General features: G+C 41.9%; 13 protein-coding genes and 2 pseudogenes. 8 read left to right on the top strand and 7 right to left on the bottom strand.

All coding sequences use genetic code 11. The features are described from left to right. Positions 1 to 87: 87 nt before the first annotated feature. Positions 88 to 942 (bottom strand): PHP domain-containing protein, encoded by an 855-nt coding sequence (locus tag FTV52_RS12090; RefSeq protein ID WP_179990886.1) that lies wholly within the window; start codon positions 940 to 942, stop codon positions 88 to 90. A 45-nt stretch (positions 943 to 987) separates the two neighbouring features. Here FTV52_RS12090 and FTV52_RS12095 point away from each other — a divergent pair, with 45 nt between their 5' ends. Genes FTV52_RS12095 through mnmC form a run of 4 tightly spaced genes read left to right on the top strand, consistent with a single transcriptional unit; the run spans position 988 to position 4,331 of the window. Beyond that, positions 988 to 1,599, top strand: a complete 612-nt coding sequence (locus FTV52_RS12095; protein ID WP_004976239.1) for a septation protein IspZ — start codon at positions 988 to 990, stop codon at positions 1,597 to 1,599. Positions 1,600 to 1,628: 29 nt separating this feature from the next. Further along, entirely contained in the window at positions 1,629 to 1,931 is a 303-nt protein-coding gene (locus FTV52_RS12100) for a YciI family protein (RefSeq protein ID WP_179990887.1), read from the top strand. Between the two features lie 5 nt (positions 1,932 to 1,936). Next, the gene (locus FTV52_RS12105) at positions 1,937 to 2,392 is read left to right on the top strand and encodes a hypothetical protein (RefSeq protein WP_004976237.1); all 456 of its coding nucleotides are present in this window, start codon (positions 1,937 to 1,939) and stop codon (positions 2,390 to 2,392) included. Positions 2,393 to 2,429: 37 nt separating this feature from the next. Beyond that, on the top strand, positions 2,430 to 4,331 hold the full coding sequence (gene mnmC, locus FTV52_RS12110; protein WP_179990888.1) for an FAD-dependent 5-carboxymethylaminomethyl-2-thiouridine(34) oxidoreductase MnmC: 1,902 nt from the start codon (positions 2,430 to 2,432) through the stop codon (positions 4,329 to 4,331). Positions 4,332 to 4,410: 79 nt separating this feature from the next. On the opposite strand, the gene FTV52_RS12115 is transcribed toward mnmC, so the two are convergent. Continuing rightward, positions 4,411 to 4,725 (bottom strand): rhodanese-like domain-containing protein, encoded by a 315-nt coding sequence (locus FTV52_RS12115; protein ID WP_004976235.1) that lies wholly within the window; start codon positions 4,723 to 4,725, stop codon positions 4,411 to 4,413. A 92-nt stretch (positions 4,726 to 4,817) separates the two neighbouring features. Between FTV52_RS12115 and FTV52_RS12120 the strand changes: the two genes are divergently transcribed. Next, positions 4,818 to 5,306 carry a YajQ family cyclic di-GMP-binding protein gene (locus FTV52_RS12120; RefSeq protein WP_004976234.1) on the top strand — a complete coding sequence of 163 codons (489 nt, stop codon included), beginning with the start codon at positions 4,818 to 4,820 and terminating at the stop codon, positions 5,304 to 5,306. Between the two features lie 12 nt (positions 5,307 to 5,318). Next, complete coding sequence (locus tag FTV52_RS12125) at positions 5,319 to 5,828, top strand: DUF4442 domain-containing protein (RefSeq protein ID WP_179990889.1); 510 nt, start codon at positions 5,319 to 5,321, stop codon at positions 5,826 to 5,828. A 50-nt stretch (positions 5,829 to 5,878) separates the two neighbouring features. On the opposite strand, the gene FTV52_RS12130 is transcribed toward FTV52_RS12125, so the two are convergent. The 3 genes from FTV52_RS12130 to FTV52_RS12140 all read right to left on the bottom strand — a co-directional run bounded on the left by FTV52_RS12130 (position 5,879) and on the right by FTV52_RS12140 (position 7,680). Further along, on the bottom strand, positions 5,879 to 6,256 hold the full coding sequence (locus FTV52_RS12130; RefSeq protein WP_257221747.1) for an acyl-CoA thioesterase: 378 nt from the start codon (positions 6,254 to 6,256) through the stop codon (positions 5,879 to 5,881). A 96-nt stretch (positions 6,257 to 6,352) separates the two neighbouring features. Continuing rightward, the gene (gene trxC / locus FTV52_RS12135) at positions 6,353 to 6,784 is read right to left on the bottom strand and encodes a thioredoxin TrxC (protein ID WP_070153832.1); all 432 of its coding nucleotides are present in this window, start codon (positions 6,782 to 6,784) and stop codon (positions 6,353 to 6,355) included. Then, positions 6,781 to 7,680 carry an alpha/beta hydrolase gene (locus FTV52_RS12140; RefSeq protein ID WP_179990891.1) on the bottom strand — a complete coding sequence of 300 codons (900 nt, stop codon included), beginning with the start codon at positions 7,678 to 7,680 and terminating at the stop codon, positions 6,781 to 6,783. Before FTV52_RS12140 ends, trxC begins: the two co-directional genes overlap by 4 nt. Before the next feature lie 123 nt (positions 7,681 to 7,803). Here FTV52_RS12140 and FTV52_RS12145 point away from each other — a divergent pair, with 123 nt between their 5' ends. Together FTV52_RS12145 and FTV52_RS12150 are read left to right on the top strand one after the other, a co-directional pair. Continuing rightward, complete coding sequence (locus FTV52_RS12145) at positions 7,804 to 8,139, top strand: TIGR01244 family sulfur transferase (RefSeq protein WP_096902417.1); 336 nt, start codon at positions 7,804 to 7,806, stop codon at positions 8,137 to 8,139. Further along, positions 8,132 to 8,550, top strand: a pseudogene (locus tag FTV52_RS12150) (beta-lactamase hydrolase domain-containing protein). The gene FTV52_RS12145 and the pseudogene FTV52_RS12150 overlap by 8 nt, the downstream one beginning before the upstream one ends. Positions 8,551 to 8,683: 133 nt before the next feature. Here the strand turns inward: FTV52_RS12150 and FTV52_RS12155 are convergent. Both FTV52_RS12155 and FTV52_RS12160 read right to left on the bottom strand, forming a co-directional pair. Beyond that, positions 8,684 to 10,213, bottom strand: coding sequence for a hypothetical protein (locus tag FTV52_RS12155; protein ID WP_167845777.1), 1,530 nt, complete (start codon positions 10,211 to 10,213; stop codon positions 8,684 to 8,686). Between the two features lie 60 nt (positions 10,214 to 10,273). Then, positions 10,274 to 10,391, bottom strand: a pseudogene (locus tag FTV52_RS12160) (IS982 family transposase); the annotation flags it as partial.

Consider the following 10,391-nt stretch of genomic DNA (forward strand, 5'->3'; position numbering starts at 1 on the left):
TCCCAGAGGGAGAAGGAGTTTTTATCCTTTCTAAATTTTAATAATGGATATCACATCTGCTTATATGAGAAGGTTGGGATGAGGGAGTTACTCAACAAAACTCTCCCAAATCCCAATTTGACCATCTTTCACCCGCGGAATATTGCCCAATTTAATCCACGGCATATTGTCACCATGAAAATCGCTGCCGACAGATACTTTTAGACCATGTTCAGCAATCATGCGATCCACCATTTGACGGGTCGATGCAGGGTCAATATTAGGCGGCAATTCCACTGCATCACCCCCATATTTGGCAAAAATTTCAATCAAATAACGAATATTGGTCGCAGATAAATCATAACGGGTTGGATGCGCCAACACGGCAAAACCCTGACTGTCATGAATTACCCGAATCGTATCTTCCAAACTCAAGCCATCAAATTTCACATAAGCCTTTTTGCCTTCTTTGATGTATTTATCAAATGCTTGCTGCACACGCGTTACAATGCCTTTTTCTTGTAAGGTTTTGGCAATGTGCGTACGGGTAATCCGATCTGCTACGCCTTCGACTTTAAGAAGTACATCATTATAAATATCTTGTCCAATCAGCGGAGTGAGTAAATCACAAATTTGTTTGGCACGTTCTGCACGAATTTGTTTTTGCTGTTCCAGCAGCGCCTGTAAAGGTGCAGGATTTTGCATGTTTAGCGCCACCACATGCACGCTATAGCTTTTTTTAGTGGCAGGACGTGACCATTGACTGGAAACTTCCACTCCCGAAATAATCTTTAAATCTTGCCCCTGAGCCGCTTGCTCTGCCAAAGCCAGCCCATCCATTGTGTCATGATCAGTCAATGCCAAGGTATGAATGCCCTGCTGAATTGCCGCAGACACCAATTCTCCAGGTGACAAAGTTCCATCAGAAATATTACTGTGTGTATGTAAATCTACGCCGTGCATCACTTATACTATGTCATTTATTTGATCAGATTTAGATACTCTAACATGAAAGCACTTTTAGACTTTGTGCCCCTCATTATTTTCTTTTATTTATACAAAACTGTAGATCCAAAAGACACTAATCATCAATTACTACAACTCATCGGCTCTGCAGGCGGTGTCGATAACAACCATATTTTGGTGGCCACCACAGGTCTGATCATCTCGATGTTAGTGGTGTACGGCGCATTGTTCATCATGCAAAAATTCCGTTTAGATAAACAACAGTGGATTGTGCTGTTTATGACCGTAATTTTTGGTGGCGTTACTTTAATGTTAAGCGATGACTTTTATATTCGCCTGAAAGCTGCCATTTTAAACATTGTATTTGCAGGTGCTTTTTTGCTATCACCATGGTTCAGCAAAGACCGTAAACCACTGATTCAACGCTTATTTGGGCCTGTGTTCAACTTGACTGAAGCTGGCTGGAAAAACCTGAATTATACTTGGGCAGCCATGTTTGCAGTCATGTCTTTCCTACACGTATTTTTTGCATTTTTATTTATGGACGGAAAATATTGGGGCGAATTCACTGCTTTTGGTGACATGATTGTGATGTTTTCCTTTATCATTGTGCAGTTTATTGTATTGCGCAAATACTTTAAAACATCTGAATAATTTCTGATCTGCGATATTCGAGAGTAACTATGCCTTTATTTGTTCTGAGTTGTACTGACCGTGAAGGTACACTGGAAAAACGTCTTGCGACCCGTCCTGCACATCTTGCACGTTTGCAACAACTCGATGCCGAAGGTCGCTTAATTGTGGCGGGGGCAATGCCAAAAGACCCAAGCAATCCACAAGCAGGCTTTTATGGCAGCACCATGATTGTCGATTTTGACAGTCGTGAAGCACTCGATGCTTGGCTACAAGATGAACCTTTCTTAAAAGAAGGCGTATATACCCACATTGACGTTAAGCCATTCAATAAAGCATTCCCTCAAGGATAAGCGCTATGCGTTTCGTTGTTGCCAGTGTTGTTGCTGTTCTGCTCAGTTCACCTGTATATGCAGTTGAGCCAGCCACAACCACACCTACTGCACCTGCTCCTGCTGCTGTGACCAACACGGCAGCTGTAGCAACAGCCAATGGGGTTACTCCTGCACAAGATAAGCCCCTGACTGCAGAACAAATTGCCAAAAATAAAGCCCTTCAGGAAGCTAAAACCAAAGCCTTGATTAAAGATCAGAGCACACGTTTGCAACAACTTGAACAGGCAAACCTCGATGCTTTGGCACAGAATCAGGAACTGCAACTTAAAAACGATAATTTAGGCGTGCAAGTTCAAGTACTGCAAAGTGAACGCAGTGCACAAATGTTTTTATACGGTGCTGCAACACTCGCGGTTGGCGTATTGCTCGGCTTCTTAATTGCTAGCTATGTCTATACCAAACGTCGCCGCCAATGGTAAGGTGAGCATTCACCTCTTGATTTAAGGTACTCTGGTTTTGTTTCAGCCTATTCAAACTGCCGAGCTGGATTGGCAACTGGTCGATGGCATTGATGTGCCCATTTCCAAACAGTTTGGTGATGTGTATTTCTCTAAAGACAATGGCCTGCTCGAAACGCGGCATGTGTTTTTACAGGGCAACGACTTACCCACCCGCTTGGCAGCACTCAACGATTTTGAATATTTTTGCGTAGGTGAAACAGGCTTTGGAACAGGCTTAAATATTTTAGCGCTGTGGCAATTGTGGCAACAGGTACGTCCTAATAATCACAGTCACTTGCACGCCATTTCTGTAGAAAAATTTCCACTCCGCAAAGCCGATCTAATTCGTGCCTTAGCCGCTTGGCCAGAACTGAGTCATCTGTCTGAACAGCTGATTCAGCAATACCCTGCAGCCATAGCAGGCTGTCATCGTTTAAATTTTCCAGATGAACGCTTTAGCCTCGATTTATGGCTAGGCGATGCTCAGGAAGTTTTTCCTGTCATTGCTAAAACTGCTCCTGTCAATGCGTGGTTTTTAGATGGCTTTGCACCCGCCTGTAACCCCGATATGTGGCAGGAAACCGTGCTCAACCCGATTGTAGCACTGTCCGATTATGGCACGACTTTTGCCTCATTTAGTGTGGCAGGCGTACTCAAACGTGGCTTAAAACAACACGGTATTCACATCACCCGCCCACGCGGTTTTGGGCATAAACGGGAAATGCTGAAAGCCTTCTGGCAAGCGCCTGGAATAGAGCCAATATCCGATCAGAACGAAACTCAAATTACAACAAATACCACAACAAGCAACCAACAGCGCCATATTGCGATCATAGGCGCAGGAATTGCGGGTTTAAGCTGTGCGTGGGCATTTTCCCAACGAGGGCATCAAGTCACGCTCTATGACCAAACAGCGCCACTTGCAGGCGGTTCTGGCAATCCTTTGGCACTCTTAAACCCAAAACTTTGCCCAATTCATCAAAGTGCTGATCATTTAATGACTTTGGCATGGCAACATGCTTTAAATCACTATGCCGCATTCAAAGCATTTCGTCCGTTGCAGATTCATCAACTGGCACTTAAACATGCCGATGAATTGCTGGATTTAGCCACACAATACCCAAAAGGTATTTTAGCAGCACAGAGTGCAACCGAACTTACGCCACAAAGCGACTTTGCCAGTTTAAACTTATTGCAAGCAGGAGCAGTTTCTCCACATCAACTGCGTGATGAAATTCTTGCGCATCCGCACATTCAGTTTCAGCAAGCTCAAATTAAACAAATCACCACGACAGCACAGCAACTGATCTTACACAGCGTAGATACTGAACTTGGAGTGTTTGATCATGTCATCGTCTGTGCAGCGCTGCAAAGCGGTGCTTTTTTTGAGCATTACCCTGTGCTTAAACCCATTCGTGGGCAAGTTAGCTGGGTAAATAATACAGATCAGGCTTTGCCATTATCACAAGCCTATAGCTATGGCGGCTATTGCATGCAGCTCAATGCCGATCAACTGATTTTAGGTGCATCGTTTTATCCAAATCGGGAAGATTGTGACGTCTTGGCAGAAGACCATGTGCATAACTACGAACTTATCCACAGTGTCTTTCCTGCGTATGCCGAAAACTTAGCACCCGTAGATACTTGGCAAGGTCGCGCTTCGCTACGCGCCCAAAGTAAGGATTATTTTCCCCTACTTGGCAAAATGCGTGATGATCAGGAAATTTACAGCTTTGCAGGACTCGGTTCTAAAGGCTTTTTATTTGCCCCGTTGTGCAGTGAAATACTGGCGGCACAAGTTTTAGCAGAAGCCTGCGCTGTACCTAAAAACTTAGTACAAAAACTGGCAGCTACACGTTTTCAGAAAAAGGTGAAAACCAAGAAGCCTTATTTTAAAGCTCCTCCACCTTCAAGCTAACGCTCGCTTAGAGAAAATAGAAATAAAACGATACCCAACAAAAAAGCGCCTTACGGCGCTTTCTTCATATTGATGATACTTAGTGACCTTGTTCCAAAGGCATGCCTGCGTCGCGCGCAGCACGTGTACCACCCATTAAAACCACATATTCACGTGAGCTGTCCAAACCTTCTAGTTTTTCCGCTGCACGTGGGGCTTTACTTCCGCCACCACATAAAATGTAAATGGGTTGATCCGCCGACACCTGAGTAAGACTCTCTGCTGATAGATCGTTAATTGGCTGATTCACAGCACCTTTAACATGAGCTTCTGCATAAGCACTTGCATCACGTACATCCCAGATAATCGCGTCAGCTGGGAACTCAAATGTTGTAATTTCTTGTTTACGGATCATTGCGCACTCCTTTGATGTAAAACAACACTTGGCAAATGAAGAAAACATCCCTAGCATCTCAGATATTGTTTCCATTTGCAAAGGTCTTCATTATGCCTTCTTTCGATATTGTTTCTGAATTAGAACTTTTTGAAGTGAATCATGCGGTTCAAAACACACAAAAAGAAATCGGTACTCGTTTCGATTTTCGTGGTCAGGATGTTTCTATCGACCTCAATGAAAAAAACAAAGAGATTAAAATCTCCACTGAAAGTGATTTCCAATGTGAGCAAGTGTATACCATGCTCGAAAATCACTTCTATAAGCGTAAAGTCGACATTCAGGCGCTTGACCCACAAAAAATGACCGCATCGGGTAAAAATGTGATTCAAGTGATCAAACTTAAAGATGGTCTTGACTCAGATACCGCAAAAAAAATTAACAAAGCCATTAAAGACAGTGGCATTAAAGTGCAATCTTCTATTCAAGGTGACAAAATTCGAGTGACCGACAAGAAACGCGACACATTGCAACAAGTAATGGCGTTCTTGAAAGAGCAACAATTTGGTCTGCCACTGCAATTTAACAACTTTAAAGATTAATTTGGGGATGTCATGACACCAACCAATCGCTTAAACAAACTGGTCAAAGCAACATCAAAATTGCCGAAAGGCATTCAAAGCCGCCTTTTGAGTCAAGCCTTTGGTCGTGTCGTGCCGATGGTGGGCACTGCGAAAATTCGCTATCAAGAAGTAACCCCATCGCAAGTGGTGGTCAGTCTTGCCAATCATAAAGCCATGCAGAATCATATTGGACAGGTACATGCCTGTGCTATGGCGCTGTTGGCTGAAACTGCCACAGGTTTTGTAACGGCTATGAATGTACCAGATAGTGCCATTGTGCTGATTAAAAGCTTGAAAGTAGACTTTAAACGTCCGACTCAAGGTGCAATGACAGCGATTGCCACACTCAGCCCAGAACAGCAACAACGCATGCACAGCACCGACAAAGGTGAAACACTGGTCAATGTCAGTGTGATTGATGAATCAGGCGAAGCCCCGATTCAGTGTGAAATGTTATGGGCATGGGTGTCCAAAGCACATTTAAAGCAAAAACAAGATTGATACTTGTTTCTCTCCAAAAAAATCCCAGCTACTATGCTGGGATTTTTTCATTACGATGTTTGATTCGCCTGAGCTTCTAAAAACTTCTGTTTGGCTTCTTCAGGAATCTGACGTTTTGAGCCTTTGACATCAACCGCAACAAAGGTAAATACGCCTTCGGTGACACGCACGGCTTCACGTGAATCGTCATGGCTGTCCCACACTTCAATTTGCATTTGAATTGAAGTATTGCCCACTTTCAAAATTTTGGTGTAGCAACTGATCACATCGCCCACTTTTACAGGCACCAAAAAAGTCATTTGGTTAATGGAAATCGTGGCACAACGTCCTTTACTAAAACGCTCGGCATGAATCGCACCTGCCAAGTCCATCTGTGAAACGATCCAGCCTCCAAAGACATCTCCACTCCAGTTGGTATCTGCTGGCATGGCAATTGTTTGTAGGGAAAGCACTCCCTCTGGTTTTACATGAGAATCTGACACGTTCACTCCGGACATTTGCATTAAATTAGCACGAACAGTGCATTAAGACTGGGCATTGAGTTGCTGATCCAACCACTGTTGTAATTCAGTCGCTCGTAGCGCGCCGCTTATTCTAGCAATTTCATTGCTTTTATTCATCAATACCAGTGTTGGAATACTGCGCACATGGAATGCACTGCTTAAGCGTGGATTGGCCTCGGTATCAATTTTGGCAAACACCACCTGCGGATTCTGCTTGGCAACTGTTGCAAAATGTGGTGCCATCATCTTGCAAGGACCACACCAGTCCGCCCAAAGATCAATCAGAATAGGTAAATCGCTATTTTGGATAAAATTACTGAAATTTTGCTCATTCAATTCAATGGGTGCAAGCGGAATCAGCGCTTGATGACACTGCCCACATGCAGGATTGGCAGATAATTTATCTTCAGGTACACGGTTTTTTGCACCACATCCAGGGCATACAATAATCATTTACTGACTCCAAACAGTTGCTGTAAAAACTCTAATTGGGTCTGAATCGCTTTTTTAAACCATTCTCCATGATAAATATCGAAATGTTGCATATCCCACTCCTCATATTGCACATAAGGTGCAATATTGGTGGCCGCTTCACGACTCGACTCAATTGGAATCAGGCTGTCAAGCTGTGCAGCAATAAATAACACAGGGATGTTGATTTGGCGGACTTCCTGAATAGGACGATAACGGATTAAATGAAAAAACACCCGCGCAGGAATGGTACCGCTCCAATAATAATCAGGATTTACAATGGACATATAACCTGCATAACTGTCTGCAGTCGGTAAAAAACACAGCGCCTTTTGCGCCACCACAGGCAGTGTTTTTGGCGACATACCGACCTTTGCACCCATATAATCCTGACTAGAAATTTTTAAGGCTTTGGGAAGTTGCTGCAAAGGATACAACTTGGCACTTTCCGCACCATCGACAAAAGGCACTTGTACCATCACCGCAGCCAAATTGTGTAATCTCGAAGCCAAACTTAGCACATATCCACCGCTCAGCGATGTCCCCCATAAAATCATGCGCTTGGCATCTATAGATTTACGTTCTGCGATATGTGAAATCATGCTGCGCCAATCATCTAACTGCGCTTCAATAGACACTAATTCACGTGGACGCCCCGTACTTCCGCCCCAGTAGCGATAATCAAACAACACCACGGCATAGCCTGCCTGAGCAAAATGCTGTGCGTATTGCACCAATTTAAAATGACGCAAGGCAGCCAGACCATGCGCCATCAGAATCACCGCGGGTTTTTCTATAGATTTAGGGCGATAAAAGTCTGCAGCAATCACCTCATGATCACTTTTGACATATAAAGGCTCGACCGTATAGGAATGCATAAGCGCTCCATTGCGTTATTTTATCGTTATCATCGTTATAAATATTTCAGAACATTCTGCTCTTGAATCTGCTTAATGCTATCATAAAGCATATTGTCATGAATAAAATGATGGAGTATTCCCATGTCTGAACAAGTCGGTTTTGCGGGTCAAATTGGTCCTGAGCATGTGAGCCAAGTTGTAGAGAAAGGCTTTAAGTCAATTATTAATAACCGCCCAGATATGGAAGGTGGTGCTGAGCAACCAACCAGTGCGCAAATTGAAGAAGCTGCACGTGCAGCAGGCTTAGATTATGTCTATCAACCTGTGGTGTCGGGTCAAATTACTGAAGTAGATGTGCGTACGTTTGCCAATCACTATAACGAATTGCCAAAACCTGTGTTGATGTTCTGCCGCACGGGTAACCGTTCAAACAACTTATTTCAGTTAGCTAAACAAATGGATTTGTTGGATGACTAAACACATCCTCAAACATGTGTTTTGCTGTATTCTGATCTGCAGCAGTATCTCGTTGAGTTACGCAAACAATACACAGATGCTAACAAATAAAGTCAGCGTTGCAGGTCAGATGAATACTGCTAAATTTTCACAGTTGATGCGACAAGGTTTTAAATCGGTGATTGTGAACCGTCCTGATCAAGAGATAGGCAATGTGGTCAAGGTCAGCGAATTACGCAATATTGCTGAAAATCCCAGATCAGTGTGATTTATCAACCTGTCAACAGCGGTAAAATTTCTCAAACAGATATTCTTGAATTTGCCAAATATTATAATGAGCTTCCAAAACCCATTCTGATGATTTGTCGTAGTGGCTCTCGTTCTAGTGCGTTATTTCATCAGGCAAAATTTCAAGGTTTGTTGCATGAATAAAGTTTTATTGGTGGTGATATGTGTCTTGGCTCTGAGTGCTTGTAGTTCTATGCAAGTGCGCCCGACGGTGGGTGTGAGTGTGGGGACTTCTATTTAAATCTCTCAATAAAAAACAGCGCCGAAGCGCTGTTTTTTAATTTGCATCAAAACAATCATCTGATATACCAAATGGACTAATGATGTTTGGTCCTGTCCCAGTTTGATCATTATAATCTGTTTCACGTACTGGTAATTGAAAATCGAAAGTCTTGCCGAAAGGAATAGACTGATTCTCCATACGTGCACTTAGACTTAAGTATAACCATTTTGAATATTTTTGATCATAGATAAGATTAATAGTTGCTTTACCATCAGCATCAGTTTTCACTTTAATAAATGATAATGTAGAGTTGGTCGCTCCTTCGTTGTTCAAATATACAACATTATTCACATCAACACTTGCAAGTTTTAGTTTTTCAGAAACTAAAGCTGCGTATGTAATTGAATTACCATTCCAATCCAAACCCGTCTCATTTTTGACCGGTGAATTGTTTAATGTACAAATAGCTGAGCTTAATGGATAAAGGCCAATATTATTTGAAAAATAGTATTTCCCTTTACTATACTGGATAGCACGAGATGAAATCGTTACATCTTGATTAGCATTATCTATACCCAAATCCAAATGAACGTCTTGGATATATTTCCCACTATTAGCACTCAATGCACCAAGAGAAATACCCGAACTATCACCACCATACAAATTTTCATCTATATATTTGACTAAATCTATAGTTTTAATTTGTTCGCTTGTCACAACTCCTGATTCAACAACTTGAACTTTAAATTTCAATCCTTGAGCCAACATAATTGATATTTGCTGTTCAGTTAAATTTAATGGCTTTGAACTTATAGTAAATGCAACATATCCTTCATCATTAGTTGAAGCTACCGAAGTACTTGAAATTTCGAGCTGACCATTAAATGAATTTTCAAGAGAAATCTGTACTGGTTTATTATTTACAGAATCAGTTTCATTAATTGCCTTAAGTCTAATCTGCACAGCAATCTTATCACCAACAACTGCAAGTGCCTGCTTGTCGGTTAAAATACTCCAATCATATTTGTTCGGTATTTCAACGACTTCTTTTTCTGGATCATAAGCCGAAATAAGATGAGGTTCTGAAGCTAAAGTATTACCTTTATCATCCTTAACAGATACCTTAACGTTTACACCTTTCAAGATTTCATTAATCGTGGATTCATCCAAGCCCGCATCAACTTTAACATTAAATCGTGCAATACCCTGTCCATCAGTTTTGATTCCTGCGGATTCACCCTCTACCTCCTCACTTGATGGAATGTACTCAATCGCAGCTTTATTCTTTAATACATCTGTAGATTCAACTATTAAAGCAACATTAGGTAAAATAGCTCCATCATTCATTACACGTACAGACACTGTAAAAGTATCTCCACGCGCATTAAGTTTTTCTACTATTGGAAGATACTGAATTTGAATATTTTTAAACAGGTTTTCCTCTTGTGTGCCAGTTCCTGTTCCTGCGGTAGGAGCACTAACACCTTTATTATAGTACCCATCACTTCCACCGCCACCACAGCCAGCCAATAAAACTGCTAAAGCCACAGCCGAAAATTTCAAACTAATTTCTTTCTTTTTCATTGAGTTATTCCCCAAATCCCTCTAAAACTATGAGTTAATCAAACATAAAATTAACCCCAGTTACGGATAAGCCAAAGATTTAATCACATGAATTTTAGGCTTATTCTTTTGGCAAAGTTGATACGCACATAGTGAAGAAAATACGCCTGCTAAAAAACCAGCAATCGAACGATGTTTA

It is taken from the genome of Acinetobacter sp. YH1901141, assembly GCF_013416935.1.
Lineage (GTDB): Bacteria > Pseudomonadota > Gammaproteobacteria > Pseudomonadales > Moraxellaceae > Acinetobacter > Acinetobacter towneri.

Excerpts from the sequence above, each read along its gene's own strand:
- FTV52_RS12105 (WP_004976237.1), top strand. The coding sequence starts at position 1,937 with ATGCGTTTCGTTGTTGCCAGTGTTGTTGCTGTTCTGCTCAGTTCACCT.
- FTV52_RS12140 (WP_179990891.1), bottom strand. The coding sequence starts at position 7,680 with ATGCATTCCTATACGGTCGAGCCTTTATATGTCAAAAGTGATCATGAG.
- FTV52_RS12125 (WP_179990889.1), top strand. The coding sequence starts at position 5,319 with ATGACACCAACCAATCGCTTAAACAAACTGGTCAAAGCAACATCAAAA.
- FTV52_RS12115 (WP_004976235.1), bottom strand. The coding sequence starts at position 4,725 with ATGATCCGTAAACAAGAAATTACAACATTTGAGTTCCCAGCTGACGCG.
- trxC (WP_070153832.1), bottom strand. The coding sequence starts at position 6,784 with ATGATTATTGTATGCCCTGGATGTGGTGCAAAAAACCGTGTACCTGAA.
- FTV52_RS12120 (WP_004976234.1), top strand. The coding sequence starts at position 4,818 with ATGCCTTCTTTCGATATTGTTTCTGAATTAGAACTTTTTGAAGTGAAT.
- FTV52_RS12095 (WP_004976239.1), top strand. The coding sequence starts at position 988 with ATGAAAGCACTTTTAGACTTTGTGCCCCTCATTATTTTCTTTTATTTA.
- FTV52_RS12130 (WP_257221747.1), bottom strand. The coding sequence starts at position 6,256 with ATGCCAGCAGATACCAACTGGAGTGGAGATGTCTTTGGAGGCTGGATC.
- FTV52_RS12145 (WP_096902417.1), top strand. The coding sequence starts at position 7,804 with ATGTCTGAACAAGTCGGTTTTGCGGGTCAAATTGGTCCTGAGCATGTG.
- FTV52_RS12100 (WP_179990887.1), top strand. The coding sequence starts at position 1,629 with ATGCCTTTATTTGTTCTGAGTTGTACTGACCGTGAAGGTACACTGGAA.
- FTV52_RS12090 (WP_179990886.1), bottom strand. The coding sequence starts at position 942 with ATGCACGGCGTAGATTTACATACACACAGTAATATTTCTGATGGAACT.
- FTV52_RS12155 (WP_167845777.1), bottom strand. The coding sequence starts at position 10,213 with ATGAAAAAGAAAGAAATTAGTTTGAAATTTTCGGCTGTGGCTTTAGCA.